The 19,109-nt window shown below is 40.5% G+C and carries 15 protein-coding genes; 6 read left to right on the forward strand and 9 right to left on the reverse strand.

Features of this window, described 5'->3' with window-relative positions; all coding sequences use genetic code 11:
- Position 1: 1 nt before the first annotated feature.
- From MKI85_RS10715 to MKI85_RS10725, 3 genes are all read right to left on the reverse strand, one after another.
- Positions 2-2,410 carry a DNA internalization-related competence protein ComEC/Rec2 gene (locus MKI85_RS10715; RefSeq protein ID WP_241627639.1) on the reverse strand — a complete coding sequence of 803 codons (2,409 nt, stop codon included), beginning with the start codon at positions 2,408-2,410 and terminating at the stop codon, positions 2-4.
- An 82-nt stretch (positions 2,411-2,492) separates the two neighbouring features.
- A complete protein-coding gene (gene lolD, locus MKI85_RS10720) occupies positions 2,493-3,179 on the reverse strand; it encodes a lipoprotein-releasing ABC transporter ATP-binding protein LolD (RefSeq protein ID WP_241627641.1) in 687 nt (228 codons plus the stop codon).
- A complete protein-coding gene (locus MKI85_RS10725) occupies positions 3,172-4,407 on the reverse strand; it encodes a lipoprotein-releasing ABC transporter permease subunit (RefSeq protein WP_241627644.1) in 1,236 nt (411 codons plus the stop codon). Before MKI85_RS10725 ends, lolD begins: the two co-directional genes overlap by 8 nt.
- A 25-nt stretch (positions 4,408-4,432) precedes the next feature.
- On the opposite strand from MKI85_RS10725, the gene MKI85_RS10730 reads away from it, so the two are divergent.
- Positions 4,433-5,002, forward strand: a complete 570-nt coding sequence (locus MKI85_RS10730) for a PilZ domain-containing protein (protein ID WP_241627646.1) — start codon at positions 4,433-4,435, stop codon at positions 5,000-5,002.
- A 9-nt stretch (positions 5,003-5,011) separates the two neighbouring features.
- Here the strand turns inward: MKI85_RS10730 and MKI85_RS10735 are convergent, their stop codons facing one another.
- A complete protein-coding gene (locus MKI85_RS10735) occupies positions 5,012-5,923 on the reverse strand; it encodes a DMT family transporter (protein ID WP_241627648.1) in 912 nt (303 codons plus the stop codon).
- A 12-nt stretch (positions 5,924-5,935) separates the two neighbouring features.
- The gene (locus tag MKI85_RS10740; RefSeq protein WP_241627650.1) at positions 5,936-6,406 is read right to left on the reverse strand and encodes a YaiI/YqxD family protein; all 471 of its coding nucleotides are present in this window, start codon (positions 6,404-6,406) and stop codon (positions 5,936-5,938) included.
- A gap of 295 nt (positions 6,407-6,701) precedes the next feature.
- Here MKI85_RS10740 and MKI85_RS10745 point away from each other — a divergent pair, with 295 nt between their 5' ends.
- On the forward strand, positions 6,702-7,631 hold the full coding sequence (locus MKI85_RS10745; RefSeq protein WP_241627652.1) for a hypothetical protein: 930 nt from the start codon (positions 6,702-6,704) through the stop codon (positions 7,629-7,631).
- 606 nt (positions 7,632-8,237) lie between these two features.
- Here MKI85_RS10745 and serC read toward each other — a convergent pair.
- Both serC and MKI85_RS10755 read right to left on the reverse strand, forming a co-directional pair.
- A complete protein-coding gene (gene serC, locus MKI85_RS10750) occupies positions 8,238-9,317 on the reverse strand; it encodes a 3-phosphoserine/phosphohydroxythreonine transaminase (protein WP_241627654.1) in 1,080 nt (359 codons plus the stop codon).
- Positions 9,318-9,437: 120 nt separating this feature from the next.
- Positions 9,438-10,112 carry a hypothetical protein gene (locus MKI85_RS10755; RefSeq protein WP_241627657.1) on the reverse strand — a complete coding sequence of 225 codons (675 nt, stop codon included), beginning with the start codon at positions 10,110-10,112 and terminating at the stop codon, positions 9,438-9,440.
- 166 nt (positions 10,113-10,278) lie between these two features.
- On the opposite strand from MKI85_RS10755, the gene MKI85_RS10760 reads away from it, so the two are divergent.
- The 4 genes from MKI85_RS10760 to MKI85_RS10775 are packed head-to-tail and all read left to right on the forward strand — an operon-like array spanning position 10,279 to position 15,172.
- Complete coding sequence (locus MKI85_RS10760; RefSeq protein ID WP_413351139.1) at positions 10,279-11,784, forward strand: TolC family protein; 1,506 nt, start codon at positions 10,279-10,281, stop codon at positions 11,782-11,784.
- Between the two features lie 18 nt (positions 11,785-11,802).
- Complete coding sequence (locus MKI85_RS10765; RefSeq protein ID WP_241627659.1) at positions 11,803-12,951, forward strand: HlyD family secretion protein; 1,149 nt, start codon at positions 11,803-11,805, stop codon at positions 12,949-12,951.
- Positions 12,951-14,081, forward strand: a complete 1,131-nt coding sequence (locus tag MKI85_RS10770) for an ABC transporter permease (RefSeq protein WP_241627661.1) — start codon at positions 12,951-12,953, stop codon at positions 14,079-14,081. The genes MKI85_RS10765 and MKI85_RS10770 overlap by 1 nt, the downstream gene beginning before the upstream one ends.
- Positions 14,078-15,172: an ABC transporter permease gene (locus MKI85_RS10775; protein WP_241627662.1), complete on the forward strand. Its 1,095-nt coding sequence runs from the start codon at positions 14,078-14,080 to the stop codon at positions 15,170-15,172. Before MKI85_RS10770 ends, MKI85_RS10775 begins: the two co-directional genes overlap by 4 nt.
- Before the next feature lie 88 nt (positions 15,173-15,260).
- On the opposite strand, the gene MKI85_RS10780 is transcribed toward MKI85_RS10775, so the two are convergent.
- Both MKI85_RS10780 and gyrA read right to left on the reverse strand, forming a co-directional pair.
- A complete protein-coding gene (locus MKI85_RS10780; RefSeq protein ID WP_241627665.1) occupies positions 15,261-15,704 on the reverse strand; it encodes a DUF3887 domain-containing protein in 444 nt (147 codons plus the stop codon).
- A 183-nt stretch (positions 15,705-15,887) separates the two neighbouring features.
- Positions 15,888-18,872, reverse strand: a complete 2,985-nt coding sequence (gene gyrA / locus MKI85_RS10785) for a DNA gyrase subunit A (protein ID WP_241627666.1) — start codon at positions 18,870-18,872, stop codon at positions 15,888-15,890.
- Positions 18,873-19,109 lie beyond the last annotated feature (237 nt).

Raw genomic sequence — 19,109 nt, forward strand, 5'->3', positions numbered from 1 at the left:
TCTATCGATTAAGCCAACGTTGCTGATCTCGGTAAAATTGCATTTGTATCTGCTGATCCTCCGTCTGAATAAACTGAATACTACCATTGTCTATCGTGGTATAAAGCGGAATCTGTAACTCATTCAAACGTTGTTGAGTCAAAATACTTGGGTGACCATAACGATTGCTGAATCCTGCCGATGCAATCGCAATTTTCGGCTTGAGTCGCTTTAAGAAATCATAAGCTGAACTATGCTTACTGCCATGATGTCCCAATACCAACACATCAACTTTTAAATCTGAATAGGCTTTTAGAATTTGATATTCGGTTTCCCAGCCTGCATCTCCCATAATTAAGAAATTGGCATAAGGTTGAGCATGTTCAACTTGAATATAAAGCACACATGACAGTTCGTTCTGATGATTAGAAACTTCTGCTAATTGCTCCTTTCGTGGTGATAAGACCTGAATCTTGACGCCTTCCATTTCCCATAGCTGTCCTGCGTGACAATAGTGAAATTGAGATTCAGGCATCACCTCAACTTTTTCATTACTATAAATGGTTTGAATGGGCAAAATGGAACGCAATGAATAATATGCACCGCTATGATCTTGATCTAAATGGGTCAGAATGAGCTGATCCAAATGTGATACCCCTTTGCTATTCAAAAAGGGACGTATTATCTGCTGCCCTACACTAAATTTCTGTTCATCATAATTTCCACCCATATCAATCATCATCTGCTGATCTTGCTTTTGCAAATAGATGGCTTGACCTTGCCCCACATCAAGGATCTGTAATTCAAAAGACTGTTTAGATTCATCGAAAATGAATATTGGTAAAACGCAGACCACCACCCAACTTTTTGGAACAACGCCGCGCGGTAGGAACAAAATGCAAAGCCCTAATATGAGTCCAAACATCACAGCCCAACTCATGGCAACACTCTGTACTGTTGAGCCCACTATCTGATCAGCGCCATTGAGGATTGAAAGTAACAATGACAAACTGAAATCATTCAGTTGGAACAATAATAATCCTAACGGTTTGAAGATCCATAAACACAAGGTCGCGATAATACTGAGTGGAACTACTAAAATACTGAGCCATGGTAATGCCACAATATTGCTGAATGGCGCAATCCACACAACTTGTTGAAAGAAAATCAGCATGAGCGGAAGTAACGCGATAAATATTTTCCATTGTGACTCGAATAGCAACACAACATAAGACTTGAGCTGCCTTAAACGAGTTTCTGCCACTTGGGTAGGTTGCTGTTGCAAGGTCTGATAAATTCTGAGTAGTACCAGACAAGCCCCATAAGACAGCCAAAAAGCAGCGGACAAAATACTGAAAGGGTCAAAGAATAATAATATTGCAGCACTGAACAGCAATATCTGCACAGGTTGCAGTTTAAATTTGCATAAAATCAGAACAGTGATAATCAAACTGGTAAACAAAGTACGTAATGCTGGAATTTCAAAGCCGACGAAAGCAGAATACAGCAGTACCCCCATACAAAAAGGAAGCACCAAAAGATAAGGCTTGGGATAATGCAAATACCAAGTCGGATTAAAACGGATAATCAGCCGATGTAAGCTCCAACAGAGCAATGCAGCAAAGATCAACACGTGCGGTCCTGAAATAGCCAATAAATGGCTCAACCCCATCCGTTTAAATAAGTCTTCAACATCAGGACTGAGTAAACTTTGATCCCCTGTTAACAAGGCCAAAAGTAAGCCTGTATTATGTAAAGATTGATCCCTTAATGTATTACGCAAGCTTAATCTTTGCCGTTCAATTGCCAATAAAAATTTGGCAGTTGAACTTTGTTGCTGCCGCAGATAGGACATTTGACCCACGGCATAAAGTTGTTGCTCACTGAGTCTTTCAATCTCCTGCACTTGAAAGGCAGACATAATGTTCTGTTGTAAGAACCATTTTTCTTGATCAAAAGCACCCTCTATTGCATAGCTGTGTGCAGGTAAAATTTTTCCCCGCAAACGATAGTATTGTCCTAACTCAAGTGGTGTCTTTGATGAAGGTTGGATATAGGCTAACCATTTCACAGGTTGCTTTCGATAATCTAGTACCATGACCTGTTGTTGAATGTGATTCGATTGAATCACATTTAAGTTTTTGACATGTACAATGACTTCGGCGGATTTAGAGGTCAATTCACGTAAAGCCATACGTTCTGTCAATGCATGATCTGCATATAAATAAGCTAAATTGAAGCTGAAGAGACACAAAAAACTAATGCTTAAAAATCTTACAAACTGAGGTTTAAAATTTGGAAGTTTAAGTGCAAGTATTTGGTTAATAATCCATAAGACTGCAAACGTGACACATGTAGCACTGGTGAGTGACCAGACCTCCCCCATTCCAGTCATGCCGAGTATCCAAGCGAGTAGTGCGTATTGCATCATTCTTTTACATATTGTTTTTATAGGTGCCGCACATGATAAAGCCCACCGAAGTGGGCTTCAAGTTAAACATGAAAATCGAAAACTATTCCGCTTCTGCCCAAACCCCATCCTGCATATGTAGAATAGAATCTGCTGTTTGAGCCAATTGCTCATCATGCGTCACAATTAACATCGCCATGTTAAATTCTTGACGTAAATCACTCAGCAATTCAAAAATTTTAACCGCCGTTTTACGGTCTAAATTTCCAGTTGGCTCATCTGCCATCATTAAGGCAGGTTTCGCGACCAAGGCACGTGCAAGTGCCACACGCTGACGCTCACCACCTGACAACTCGCCTGGTTTATGCGTTAAACGATGCGATAGTCCTACTCGATTCAACAAATATTCTGCCTGTGCTTTAACCTCTTTATAATTAGTGCCTTCACGCAACATAAGTGGCATCGCGACATTTTCTAAGGCGGTAAATTCAGGTAATAAGTGATGGAATTGATATACAAAACCCAAATGTTGATTACGCAAATAACCACGCCCCGCCTCACCCATGTGGTCGAAGCGCTGACCATTGAGCCAAACTTGCCCTTCACTCGGACGATCCAATCCACCCAACACATGCAACAAGGTACTTTTACCCGAGCCACTAGAACCGACGATTGAGACGAACTCACCCACATGGACTTTTAAAGACAGCCCTTTAATCACTTCAACCGTAGATTTACCATCAGTAAAATGTTTCACCACATTTTTGGCTTCTAATACTACGTTACTCATAACGTAAAGCCTCCGCAGGTTGAATTTTGGCAGCACGCAATGCAGGGTAAATAGTTGCCAAGAAACTTAAAATTAAAGACAGGCTGACAATAATCACGACATCTTGCCATCTTAAATAAGAAGGTAAGTAGTTGATAAAATAGGCATCAAATAAATGTAGACCTAAGGCTGTATTCACCCAATCAATAAAGCCACTGATGCCTGTCGCAAAAATAATACCCAACACAGCACCTGCAACCGTACCAATCACGCCAATGACAGTACCCTGTACCATAAAGATTTTGGTAATGGTGGCTGGCGAAGCACCTAAGGTCCGTAAAATTGCAATATCTGCCTTTTTATCGGTGACCACCATCACCAGTGAAGATACGATATTAAACGCCGCAACCAAGACAATCAGGAACAGTAATAAACTCACCATCGCCTTTTCCATCTGGATAGCACTGAACAAATTACCGTGGGTATAAGTCCAATCAGAAGCGTAATAGTTGCCCGGTAATTCACGCACAATATCATTACTGACTTGGGGTGCAGCAAAAATATCATCCAGTTTTAAGCGAATCCCTTGTGCACCATCTGGTAAGCGAAGCAGGGTTGAAGCATCGTTCAGGGCGATATAACCCATCATGGAGTCGACTTCTGCACCAATACTGAAAATACCCACAATTTTAAAACGCTTGAAACGCGGCACTACACCCGCAGGTGATGGCGTTGCTTCAGGTAAGACTAACGTGACATTATCATTTAGACCTAAACCCAATGCATCCGTTAACTGTTTCCCTAAAACAATGCCAAATTCACCTTTCTTTAACTGATCAATGTTACCTTCGACCATGTGGTCTTGAATAATCGAGACTTTTTTCTCGTATTCTGGCTCAATACCTGTCACCATAAGACCCGAAACCTGACCATGCGCAGTAATCATGCCTTGCAATTGGGTAAATGGCGCGACACCTTTAACATGCTCATGCTGTTCAACTTTTTTTGCAAGTTCAGGCCAATCTGTTAAAATTTGTGTTGATGAAACAGTGGCTTGAGGTATCATGCCCAGAACTCGGTTTTTCAGTTCTCGATCGAACCCGTTCATCACAGATAATACTGTAATGAGCACAGCTACACCCAAGGTGAGACCGATCATTGAAACCAGAGCAATAAAAGAAATAAAGTGGTTGCTACGCCGTGCGCGAGTATATCTTAACCCGATGTACAGCGAGATTGGTTTAAACATACCATCTAGTCCGAGGTAATACATTATGGAAAATTTACAGCATCAAAGCGCCTCTGCGGAACGTCGCGTTATGTCACGTATCGATGCTGCCTTGAGAATTAATTATCAGATTATTTCTGACGATGTTGCTCTTAATGATCCTTACGATCCAAATTTTGTCTTGCCCCGCTATTTTCTACTACTCGCAGAATTAGATCAATTTGATCTGGCTTTAAACTACGAATTAGAACAATTAACTGAAAAAGATCAACAAATTGCTCGAATATTATCCTTATTCAACCAAAAATTAAACCTGATCACAGGTTCTTTGTATGACGCAATTGTACAATCCATGTTACCCGTACCTGAACAGGTCAATTTTTCTGAGAGTGGGTTTAGCTTTTATAGCGATCGTGAAATTCAGGAAGGGACCTATATTCATGTGACCTTGAGTCATCCTGAGAACTTCTTCCATATTGCTGCAACTGCACAAGTCGTCTATAGCCGTAATGAAGGTAAAGGGAAATTCCGTACAGGTGCCTATTTTATTACCCTACATCCACAAGATCGCGTCAAACTGGCGGAGTGTGTCAGTTTCGAACAATCGAAGGACTAATTGTAGTGACTATTTGGAAGACTTTAATTTAAGAGCGAGTGCTCGGCTCGCTTTCAAATCTCGATAAAAATAGACAAATAAACCAAACAATAAAATACCTGCCCCGACAAATACCATTAAAGACAGCATTTCCTGATTCAGTACAGCCCCGATTAACATGGCTAGAATGGGCGTCATTACTGTGGTTAAAGAGATGGTGGTCGGTTGTAAGTTTTGCACCAGTTTAAAGTAGCAGAACATGGCTATCAGCGATGCCATCACCACGGTATACAGCAATGCCAATACCGATTTCATTTGCGGCATCTGCGTTGGGGCATACTGCCAAATAAAGGGAATCAAACAAGCAGCCACAATACTGGAAATCATGATTGATCCCGTCGCTTGCGCAATCGGATTAATCTGCGCATTGACTTTTTTTACCCAAAACATCGACAAGGCATAAATAAATACACTCAGTAGCATCAACAGAATGCCTATCGGATGTACATGCTGTTGACTTCCTGTGAAGCAAATAATTGCCAAACCAGAAACTGAGATGGACATACCAATCCATTGCAAGCGATGTAAATGCTGCTGAAAAGCAAAACGACCAATCAACCCTGCCATAATGGGTGCCAAACCAAACATCAGTGCAATCATGCCTGAAGATAAATAGCGCGTCGCCAAATAGGTAAAGATTTGCGAACCAATAAAACTGGCAGCACCTGCCAGATAACTTTGCAAACTGATCCGATCAAAGGGTAAACGGACTTTGAGTAAATAAACCAGCCCCAAAGCCAAAGGCAATGCAATAAAAAAACGCAACACCAGTGCCCACATTAAATGGATGTCTGACACACTCCAAACAATGGCTAAAGGCGTGGTTGCCCAAATGAACACCAATAAGGCATAGGTGGACATCAAATTGGCTTTGGAAGGCATAGTCGATTCCAATTAAACGCTAGTTTTACGTTTTTGTTTTTGGATGGTTTGATCAAGGCTGCTCGAAAATTCACGTTTATCACGTTCAGAAATCGGCGGCGGACCACCTGTCTGTACCCCTGCTCCGCGCAAGGTATCCATGAAGTCACGTAAATGTAAACGGGCTTTCACATTGGCAGTGGTATAAATTTCACCCCGCGGATGAATCGCAATCCCACCTTTTTCAATTACTTGAGCAGCCAAAGGAATATCCTGCGTCACCACAATGTCATTAGCTTGCATTCGCGACACAATTTCCTGATCGGCAGCATCTGCACCACTCATGACTTGAATTGAATTGATGCGAACTGAAGGTGTGATTCCCACGTTTTGATTGGCAACAAAAGTGACTTCTAACTGATAACGATCTGAAGCACGCAAAATCACTTCACGTAAAATTTTTGGTAATGCATCGGCATCGACCCAAAGTTTAAATGGCAGCACACGCACCTACGGCATGAAAAAATTGCTAGCAGTGTAGCAAAAACTCAAGCATTACTCTGCTATTGATTTGAAATATACTTGAAAAGTATAGTTTTATTCAAATTCGAATATCATCACTGAATGCACCAAATCACCCACTTTTATCCTCACAAATCTATAACACGCCTTGCATGCTGAATCCTCAATCTCAGTGTAGTTTAAATTTTTATCCCTAATTTCATTCAGATAGACTTGAAATATTTAAATCACCCTCGATTTAATAGATTAAAGCCACTGAACATTCAAATTTGTGCTTATGAAAAATCAAAACAGACCAGAAATGATCACGATTGAAGATCAAAACTTCGGCAGCCATATTGAGCATTGGAATCTGCTGACAGAAAATCCAACTTCTGAAGTTCCCAAATGGTTAGGTCTGGCACTTGATGCACCCATTATGCCAATGGGACTTTGCCGCGAAGAATGTGAAATGGATGCCTCTGTATGGCTAATTCAAGGTCCGAGCAAAGAAAAAGTCCAACTTTGCCAAGTGATTGCCGTTGAAAACAACAAACCCAAAGCAGTAAAAACTGCCTTCCCAAGTTTTGAAAGCCCTTATAAAGTCAAAGCCTCAGTTGAACGGATTATTACTTGTCAATCCAACACCCAAGCAGTCCTACGCTTAAATTTGGGTGACAATAGTATTGTTTACGCATTTGATAGTTTATACAGCGTAAACCACGATCAATATCAAAAAGATCAGACTTATTTAGTTCAATTGAATGCATGGGCTTATGAGCTTGAAGCAGTTTCTGAACACGAACAACTGATTGTAGATGATCCTGCTTCAATTAAGCACCATCGTGCCTTAAATGATATTCTGGCAGCGAATGATGGGGTTGCACCTGCCAATTTGCAGGAACAAATTGATGCTTGGGAACCCAAGTGTGAAGATGACAAAGCACCTGTCACCGTTGATTTCTCCAAGATGGTTGCCTATCTGTATGGCGAAAAAATGGGACAAGAAGATGAAGCCTGGTTCCAAGGTAATATTGTTGGCAAAACCAGCCTAGAATTTATGGGACAAGAATATACGCTGTATGATGTCACTTTAATTCATGATGAAAATCAGGAAGCGACTCTCATCCGCATTGCCACCAAAGATGAAAAATATCAGCACTTTAATATTGGTCAATACATTCGCGGCAACATTTGGGTTCAAGTCAGTATTCATTCCCAAAATTAAAGCTATCTACATTTATTCAGCAATGAAAGCGGGATGTAACACACTTTAAAGGCGTGTTTCACATCCCGTTTCTACTTGATATTGGCTTAAAAAGCAGTGTGACAATATTATTGAGTATATTTTATCCACAGATTTTTATTTTAACGTTTTTTTAAATTCAAATTAAATTGAGTTATCCATAGTTTTAAATTTATTTGAAATCAAAAGCCATCATTTATGAAAATATAAATAAAAACAGCTTGTTATTATAATATCGATCATAGTCATTACTAAGTCATTATCTTAATGAAAATTAAGAAAGGTTGTTTTTTAATCAATTATAATAAGTACTTTATTTAGTCAAATTTTTATGCTTATAATATGAGCAAGCAATTGGATTTAACGATAATATAGATCGGAATGAAATATCTATGAAGATCGTACAAGAAGAAAATTTACAGCGGGTTGAAACTCAACTTGAACAGCGTTTCCAACTAGATGTCATGTCATGCCTTTTTTTTATATTCGGCATGATCACATCAGCTTATATCCTGCACCAGTTTATTCTTTAATTTTACCTTAAAAAGAAAAACCCATCTTATTCAGATGGGTTTTTGTATTTTGGGATTAAGCATTGCGTTTAGCAAAGTCATCCATAAAGTGAACCAATGCTTGCACACCTTCTAATGGTACAGCGTTATAAATACTAGCACGCATACCACCCACAGAACGGTGACCCGCTAAATTCAACAAATGATTCTCTTCAGCTTCTTTCAAGAACAATTTTTCTAAATCAGGATTTGCCAGAGTAAATGGCACATTCATAATTGAACGGTTAGCTTTAGCAATCGGATTCGCATAGAAGTCACTTGAATCGATATAACCATAAAGCAACTTGGCTTTTTGTAAGTTCACCTGATGCATGGCATCAACACCACCATTTTCAAGTAACCATTCAAACACTAAACCAGACAAATACCATGCATAAGTTGATGGCGTGTTGACCATCGAATCATTTTTAGCTTGAGCAGAATATTTCAATAAGCTTGGAATTTCTGGTTTCGCCTGATCCAATAGATCATCACGAATAATTACCAAGGTTAAACCTGCTGGACCAATATTCTTTTGCGCGCCCGCATAAATCAAGCCAAATTTAGAAACATCTAAGGGTGCAGATAAAATGCTTGATGAAAAGTCACACACCAAAGGTTTATCAGTTTCAGGAATACCCGCAAACTGTAAACCACCGATGGTTTCATTGTCTGCATAATGGACATAAGCTGCATCGGCAGATAAATTCCATTCGCTTTGCGCAGTAATGGCTAGCTTGCCATCAATTTTAGTACCCGCTTCCACGACATTAATGTCGCCATAACGCTGAGCTTCTTGTAACGCTTTTTCAGACCAGATACCTGTATGGATATAATCTGCTTTATTATTTTTACCCAAAAGGTTTAACGGAATTGCAGAAAACTGTAGTGATGCCCCACCCTGTAAAAACAACACTTTGTAGTTTTCAGGAATGTTCATGAGCTTACGTAAATCCGCTTCTGCCTTTTCTGCAACCGCAACATAATCTTTGCTACGGTGGCTCATTTCCATAATGGACAACCCTTTGCCATGCCAATCTAACAGCTCTTGTTGAGCTTTTTCTAAAACGGCAGTAGGTAATGCAGCAGGACCAGCACAGAAATTGTACGCGCGCATGATTTTTCCTTTCAGAGGTGAAACACAATAAAATGATGGCATTTAATCATATCTTGATCAGGCTTGCAGTAAATTATCCTGAAAATATTTCAATGCAATCGGGTATTTAAAATCAAAACATCAATAAAGATCGGTACGTTTTTTAGGTTGAATGGCTTTAATAAATGATTCACCTACGACTAAGTAACTGACTATACGTACAATTAAAGCAGGAATAACGACAATAGCATGTATCAATAAAGCCAAAAATAAATAAATGGCGAATTCTACATAACGGTAAAGATGAATTTTTTTTGTTTGATTGTCGCCAAGATGTCGCTGTTTCAAATCATTAAGATTACTCTCGCCATGTGCTTGAATCCACTGCCGCGTTGTCAGCGCATATAAATTACGACAGTAGATGCCACGCAGAAAAGCCATCCACATACGTTTGGGTTTTAAGAAAAATCCTGTAGAAAGCGCAATTAAATTCATGATGCCCAGTATAGGATGATTGAACATGGAACCTGTACCTAGCTCCCAAGCACTGACTTCACCTTCACCAATTCTTCCAACGCTATAACCCGTTAAAATATGATGTAAATCATGGTATTTAAGATACTTATGTCGCACCTTAATATTCGGCAAAGGCACCAGCAAACAACCATTATAAACATTCACCGTACATGGCTCTTGCTCGATTTGAATTGGTGCAAAACCATTCTGTTGATAAAATAAAGCTAACGCCTGATTAATACTCATCCGATCGAATGGAATTGAAGACATTGATGTAATTGGGGGGACATATTGAGTCATTAGTATTTTTATCTGTGTAATTATTTAAAAGTATAAATTTATCGTATTATAACTTTACAGAAAAACGAGTCCAGCCTCGGAAAAATGCGAAATGTAAACGCACTCGTTTACATCGATAAAATGAAGATCTGTATAATTCATGACAACGATAATGCGAGCTTGATGAATGTCACAGCGTTTTCAATTAAAACCAAGAAAATTAACGCTTACTATGAAACCTATTTTCCCGAGTTTTATTTACTTATGTTCGAGTTTAGGCTTCATGCTACCCTGTTATGCTCAATCGATCAGTTACAGTGAAGCCGAACACAGCATCCTGACACAATCTTATAGCACACAGGCTGCCCAAGCTTTACAGCAATCAGCACAACTGCAAGCCGAAGCGCTCAAAGGACTAGGTCTACCGCGCGTGGATTTGAATGTGCGTGCCTATGCCTTTCATAATGAAGTCGATGTGCCGCTCAATTCACTCAAAAATAATCTGGATAATACCCTGACTACAGGCGTAAATAATCAAATTGATCAGTGGCAAAATAATAGCGGTATCCCCAGTGGAGTGACGAACACGTTAAAAGATAGTGTCGGCAACGTCATTGATCGTGGAATTGGACTAATTCCCAATGAAGCCACTTTAAACTTGGATGATCAGGTGGTCCGTCCTACCGTTTCGGTCTTCATGCCTATATATACTGGCGGGTTAACTTCAAGCGCTAAACAAATGGCACAGATTCAGTCGGAACGTAGTGTCATTAATAATAAACAGCAACAAGATCTACAACGCTTTGAAATTATTCAAGCCTATTTCTATACCCAACTGCAACAGCAATTATTGGATGCAAGCCGTTTTAACTTTCAGGCGATGCAAAGCCATTATCAAAATGCGCTAAAACTGGAACAACAAGGTTTTATTAGCAAAGGGCAACGCATGCAATTTGAAGTGGCAAAAAATAATGCAGATCGCGTTATGCAAAATTCACAAACCAATTTACGCGCCAGCTTGTTCCAGTTGAATAATTTATTGCAAAGTAGCCAAGTCACAGAATTAAGCACGCCGCTTTTTGTGAATACCTCGCACAACCAATCAATTAATCAATTATTAGCCAGTTATCCTGAGCAATCTTCTCTGGTACAAAAACTGCAAAAAGATACTGAACTTGCAAAGGTCAAAGTCAAAGCAGAATCAGCTGCAAAAAAGCCCACCATATTTGCCTTTGGTGAGTACAGTTTAGATGAACATCAAAATTGGATTGTCGGTGTCGCTGCACAGTACAATCTATTCTCAGGCATCGACAAACAGAAAAATGTACAAGCTGCAGAACTACAACGCTACGCCTTAGAATTAACCACGCAACGCACCAAACAAGACATTGAAAATGTGATTTATAAATCATATAACGAACTTGAATCTGCGCAGCAAAGTCATGTTCTACTGCAACAAAATATGCAAGCTGCACAGGAAAATTTACGCATTCAAACCCTGTCTTTTAAAGAAGATATGGGCACCGCCACCCAAGTGATTGATGCGCAAAATGCCATGACTGCACTCAAATCTGAAATGGCACTAAATGCCTATAAATATGTGATGTCCTTAGCCACTTTGTTGCAAAGTCACGGCAGCATTGCAGAATTTCAAAGCTACGTAAATCAAAAAAATACGCAATATATTCGTTAACTTTAATGGGGAAATCACATGACTCAAGATCAAACACCACCTGATCAAGAACCAAAAGTCTCCTCATTAGAGGAGCAACATGCAGAACAACTTACTTCTGAAACTGAAAATAAAACATCATCGGAAGCTGATTCGAGTGAATCAGTGAATACTTCGCAACCATCCAAAGCTGAAACGTCAAAGCCTAAAATCGTGAAAATGCTGGTGACGATTTTGATCATTCTGCTGTTAGGAGTGATAGCTTTTGGCTTGTGGAAAAGCTACCAACCGAAGATGGTCGAAATCCAAGGACGTGTGGAAGCCGAAACCATTCATATCAGCAGCAAAATTCCAAGCCGAATAGAAGAACTGTATGTACATGATGGACAGAAAGTTAAAAAAGGTCAGCCGCTGATTCGCCTATACAGCCCAGAAATTGATGCCAAAAAGCAGCAGACATTAGCAGGTTTGCAATCAGCTCTCGCGTTGCAATCGACCGCCGATCGAGGTTCACAGCAAGAAAATATTGATACCTTATATGCCAACTGGCAAGCCATGAAATCGCAACAAGTCTTGGCTGAAACCACCTATCAACGTGGAGCAAAACTTTTTCAAGAAGGCGTCATTTCTCGCCAGCGCCGCGATGAAATGCAGGCAGCGGCGCAATCCGCAACTCAACTGACGGAAGCTGCCTATCAACAATATGCACGCAGCAAACGTGGCAGCACCACCGAACAAAAATCGACTGCGGATGCACAAGTTGAGATTGCCAAAGCCGCAGTTGCCGAAGCCAATGCCCTAGATGCAGAAACTAAATTATTTTCACCTGTCGATGGCACCATTTCAAAAACCTACGGCAAAGTCTCGGAACTGGTGGCTATGGGCGTTCCTGTTATGAGTATTATTTTAGATGATGAGATGTGGGTCAGCCTGAATGTCCGTGAAGACCAATATGCTCAAGTGTATCAGGCCAAAACTCTTGAAGGTTTTATTCCCGCTTTAAATAAAACGGCACAATTCAAAATTAAAAGCATTGATGCTGAAGGTGAATTTGCCACTATCAAAACCACGCGACAAACAGGTGGATATGATATTCGTAGTTTCAAATTGCATTTGACTCCAAGCACTCCAATTCCCGACCTGAAAGTCGGAATGAGTGTGTTATTTAAAGTCAAAGAGCAATCCTGATGTGGGCTGGTCTTTGTCGTGAGCTGCGCTATTTAGCGACGCATAAGTGGGACTTGTGCTTAGTCACACTCGCCCCGCTGTTGGTAATTGTGCTGTTTAGCTGCATGTTTGCTCAAGGCAAACCTGAACATTTACCGATTGCAATTATTGATCAGGATCAAAGCAGCCTGAGTCGTAATATCGAGAAATATCTAGCCAACAACCAAAGCTTGTCGATTTACAACATCACGACTGATGTAAATCATGCCGAACGACTGATCAATGAAACCAAAATTTGGGGCTATGTCTTAATTCCTGAGGGTGCTGAACAGCGATTGGTACAAGCCAAAGATGCTGAAATCGCCCTCGCATTTAATCAAAGTTACTTTAGTGTCGGTAATTCCATTTCCTCAGCAATGCTCAGCAGCACCTTACAAGCCATGGCTAATTATTTAGGACAAAATTATTTGGAAAATAATCTGCCCTATTTAGAACTACCCACACCCAATGTGAAAATTTCACCGCTCTACAACCCCAGTTTAAGTTATGAATTTTATTTAGAGCCTTTTGTGATTCCCGCAGTCTTGCATTTGCTTTTGTGTTGTTGCGTCGCGTTTGCAGTGGGTCAGGAATTTCAATTTCATCACGCACAGAACTGGTTAGGCGGGCAAAAGATTTGGTCTGCCTTACTCAGTAAAATTCTGCTTTATGTCCTGATTTTTAGTGTCTGGACATGGCTGTGGATGTTCTGGCTGATTGAAATTCGAAGCTGGTTTGTCGCTGGTCAACTGTGGCTTCTCCTATTCGCGCAATTCCTTTTTTATGTTGCCTACGCCTTACTCAGTGCCATTGTCGTTTTAGCTACCCAAAGTTTAGCCAAAACATTTGGCTTTTTGGCTGTATATGGCGGTTCATCTTTAAGTTTTGCAGGGGTTACTCTACCGTTAAATAATGCCCCTGCCTTTACCAAATTCTGGGCGAATATTATTCCCTACACGCCTTATGCCAAACTGCAAACTGAACAGTGGGTCGTCGGTAGTCCAGTACAACAATCCTTTATTCCCTTGCTCATTTTATCTTTCTATTGCCTGTTGTATGGTCTGAGCGCTTATGTCTTGCTGAAGCGGCGTGCCCGAGAGGTAGAAGCATGAAAATGTTTAAAGAGTTGTTATACTACTATGCCAAGACCTTTCGTGACATTGCCAAGAACAACTCTATTTTGACAACAATGGTCTTGTCGGTATTGTTTTATAGCTTTTTCTATCCAACAGCCTATAAAGCTCAACATGCCGAAGCACTCCCAATTGTGATTGTAGATGAAGAACAAAGCACACTGACTGCCAGTATTATCAATGCGGCAAGCAACAGTCCTAATATTCAAGTCCGTGCAGTAACAGGTAATTTTGCCGAAGCAGAGGCGTTAGTTAAACAACAACGTGCCGATGGCATTTTGCTCTTACCCGACAATCTATCCAATAGTATTCATCGGGGTGAAGTGGGTGGCGTCGGCTTATACTTAAGTGCAGCCTATTTTTTGAGAACCAAGCAGATTGGCTTGGGCTTAGCGACCTCAATCGAAAATACATTAGCAGAACATGCAGAGAAATTTGGGCAGGTCTCACATTTTTCTCCTGCGCTTTCAATTCATCAAATTCCTTTATTCAATACCCTTTCTGGTTATGGCAGTTATATTTTCCCCGCCATTGCTCCTTTAATTATTCATCAGACCATAGTTTTGGGTTTATGCATGTTGGTCGCAGGCTATCGCAATACAGGTTGGCGAACTCAACGCATTGAGTTTTGGGGCTTAATTGCTGCAGTACTTAGCATTGGTTGCTTAGGCTGCTTTTATTTATTTGGATTTACTTTCTGGCTCTATGATTATCCACGTGGCGGAAACTTCATTGGAATGCTCATTGCTGTGCCAATCTATATTGGCTGTGTGATCGGATTTAGCCTAGTTTTAGCCTCCTATCTGGATCTCCCTGAACGTGCTGGACATCTAATTGTTTTTACTTCGATTCCATTATTTTTGCTTTCGGGAGCTGCATGGCCACATGCCGCAATGCCTGAATGGATGCAATACTTAGGTTTAGCGCTACCCTCCACCCAAGGCATTCAAATGTTTATTCAGCTCAATCAGATGGGAGTACCGACCTCTATGGTCGTACCCAAACTCATTTATTTGGCGACCTTCGGTGCTGTTTGTTTGGTGTGGAGCTATAGACGCTTAAAAAATTAAAGATATAAAATTAATAAAAATTTTAAATCTTTAATTGCTATTCAGCTTAAAATTATGACGTGGCATTAGAAAATTCTAATACTTCAGATTAATGGGTTGAAGCGCCAAAGACTTTGACATCAAATTTACGAATTTTGCTGCTTCCACCAGCCTGATCAAAGCCAACATCGTATTGAACTAAGTTTTTATTGCCATAAGCATATTCATAACTCACCAAATACAGACTTGGTTTGTCAGTTGATTTTTCAATATATTTCGCTGCAATTTTCTTGTTGGTGATTTCTTGCTGCGGAATCGATTTTGCGAATTTACGCATATCATGCTCATGTGCGATAAAATCTGCTTTTAAATTGGGTTCAAAGTAAGTATAAAGCTGTTCAAAATCTGTAGATTTAAAAGCAGCATAAGCTTGCTCTGCCACTTGCTCTTGTGCTGCACTCGGATTTGGTAGAGCATCTTGCGCATTTTGACCAATTTTGTCGCAACCTGCTAATGTAATCATACTGCTTAAAATCAGAGCTTTTACTTTCATTTTCAACCTATACTTTAAGTTCATTGCCATAGTATATAAAAAATAAGCTGAATATATTGAATTCATTACAAAGATCAATGCTATCTTCAATTCACAAATCTAATATTGAAAGAGTCAGTATTTCAACACTTTTAGAGTAAAGAAAAGGACGCCGAGGCGTCCTTTTAGGATTTAAATTAACACTTATTCTTCTTCAGATTCATTCAAATCTGATTCATTTTCAGTGTCATCTACAATCACTTCTTCATCAATTAAGGTTTCATTCGCCATTGCTGATTCAACAGACTCTACAGTTTCGATTTCATCTTCTTCGACTGCATCAATCGCTTCTACACCAACCAATGTTTCATCATCGCCTAAACGGATCAGACGCACACCTTGCGCATTACGACCTGTTTGTGCAACTTCTGAAGCACGAGTACGGACCAAAGTTCCGCCATCTGAAATCAGCATCAATTCTTTGGTTTCATCAATCGCAACTGCACCTACCAATTCACCATTACGCTCTGAGGTCTTAATGGCAATTACGCCTTTACCACCACGTTTCTTGGTCGGGAAGTCATCCACTGGGGTACGTTTACCATAACCATTGGCAGAAGCACACAGCACTTCACCTGTTTCAGGCACAACAACCAAAGAAACAATACGGCTAATGAAGTTAGCATCAATGGTATCATCTTCATCAGACTCGACTTCTTCTGCTTCATCTGCTGGAGCTGAACCCATAGTGACACGCATACCACGGACACCTTTGGCTGAACGTCCCATTGCACGCACATCAGTTTCAGCAAAACGAATCGCCTTACCTTCATTCGAGAACAACATAATTTGCTGTTCGCCATCGGTAATTGCAACACCAATCAAGGTATCTTCTTCGTTCAACTCAATCGCACGCAAACCGTTAGAACGAACATTACTAAACTGTTCCAGTCCTACACGTTTCACAGTACCTGAAGCCGTTGCCATAAAGACAAAGAAGTTCTTACGTAGGTTTTCAGTCATTTCTGCAAATTCAGCGACAATTTCATCGTCCAAATCAATTGTAGAAAGTTCAACCCCCAACTCTTTCAGCTGCTTACGCAATGCATCTGATAACTCATCAGCATCTTCCGCCAAATCATTAAACGAAGCTTTTAACGCTTCATAATGTGCTTCAATAATGCTGTTTTCACGCAGTTTTACTACGTTGGCACGCACAAAGGTCTTAAAGTCCGCCAAACGGTCTTTAAATTTCTTCGGTGCATCAATCACTGGCAAAATTGCTGTAATCGATTCGTTGGCTTCAAGTGGTAACAAGTTCACCATCGGGCGACCTTTCGCACCACGTGACGCTTGCGGAACTTCAAATACTTTCAGGCGATAGACTTTACCAACATCGGTAAAGCAAAGAACAGTCGCATGGTTCGATGTCACAATCAGATGCTGGATATAGTCATCTTCTTTCATCGAAGTAGCTGATTTACCACGACCACCACGACGCTGTGCTGCATAGTCTGACAATGGTTGAGTTTTCGCATAACCCGTCTTAGAAACGGTTAAAACCACTTGTTCTTCTGGGATCAAATCTTCACGACAGAAATCGATACGTGATTCAACAATTTCAGAACGACGTGCATCGCCATATTGTTGAAGAATCAAGGCAAGTTCTTCTTTAATCACATTCATCAATAAGTTGAAATCGTTCAAAATTGCGGTGAGTTCAGCAATTTGACCTAAAATTTCAGTATATTCAGCATGTAATTTGTCTTGCTCAAGACCTGTTAAGCGATGTAAACGCAATTCTAAAATTGCACCCACCTGAGTTGGAGATAAGCGGTAAATATTACCGTCTAAACCAAATGGTCGGCTGAGATCTTCACCTTCAATTTCATCTGGACGAACCGAAACTGAACCTGCTTTCTCCAATAAAGCAACCACACCACCTGCAGCCCATTCACCGGCTTGTAAACGCTCACGCGCTTCTGCTGGGTTGGCAGAGGTTTTAATGGTTTCAATAATGGCATCAATATTGGCTAAGGCAACCGTTAAGCCTTCTAAGATATGACCACGTTCACGCGCTTTGCGTAATTCAAACATAGTACGACGTGTCACCACTTCTTGGCGGTGACGGATAAATGCCGCAATGATATCTTTAAGATTCATTAACTTCGGCTGTCCGTTATCCAGACACACCATGTTAATGCTGAAAGAGTTTTCGAGCTGTGTATTCAAGAATAAGTTGTTGACCACAACTTCTGCATTTTCACCACGTTTTAAATCAATGGCGATACGCATACCATCTTTATCAGATTCGTCGCGTAATTCTGAAATACCTTCTAGCTTCTTCTCTTTCACCAATTCAGCAATGCGCTCAATGGTTTTCGCTTTGTTGACTTGGTATGGAATTTCAGTGAAGACAATCGTGGTACGACCAGTTTTTTCATCTTCTTCAAAATGGTATTTCCCACGAAGATGCAAACGACCTTTACCGGTACGGTAAGCATCGACAATGCCTGATTTACCGTAAATAATACCGCCTGTCGGGAAATCTGGACCCGAGATATGCTGCATTAAACCTTCAATCGTAATATTCGGGTTTTCTGCATAAGCCAAGCAGGCATTGACGACTTCAGTCATGTTGTGCGGCGCCATATTGGTCGCCATACCCACCGCAATACCTGTAGCCCCGTTAATCAACAAGTTGGGAATACGTGTTGGCATTACTTGCGGAATGCGTTCAGAACCGTCGTAGTTGTCTTCCCAATCTACGGTATCCTTTTCTAAATCCGCTAGAATTTCATGGGTAAGCTTTTGCATACGGACTTCGGTATAACGCATTGCTGCCGCGCTATCGCCATCGACAGAACCAAAGTTACCTTGACCATCTACAAGCATATAACGCAAACTGAAATCTTGCGCCATACGAACAATCGTTTCATAAACAGCAGAATCACCATGTGGGTGATATTTACCGATTACGTCACCGACAACACGGGCAGACTTTTTGTATGCTTTGTTGTAGTCATTACCCAATTCGTGCATTGCATAAAGCACACGACGATGAACAGGTTTTAGACCATCTCGTACATCAGGTAAAGCGCGCGATACAATCACGCTCATTGCATAATCCAAATACGAGTGCTTGAGTTCATCCTCAATGGCAATCGGTCTAATTTCCGATACGCTCATGCATACTCCTTGTTATACAAGCAAAGCAGAATTCTGCCCGCATTTATATATCTTAAATCTTGCAAAAATTTAACCCAGAAAACTGAGTTAAAAAACTAAAATACAGCCGCGAATTTTAGCATATTTTATGCCTTTTAGGTGCGGATTTAGATGAGTTAATTTCGTTTGTTTTCCTTTATTTATCGGCTTTTTTTTAAACACTTTCCGAACAAAATTTAAGTTGAATTACGTGCTTTT

This window comes from Acinetobacter zhairuonensis (assembly GCF_022601715.1).
Taxonomy (GTDB): domain Bacteria; phylum Pseudomonadota; class Gammaproteobacteria; order Pseudomonadales; family Moraxellaceae; genus Acinetobacter.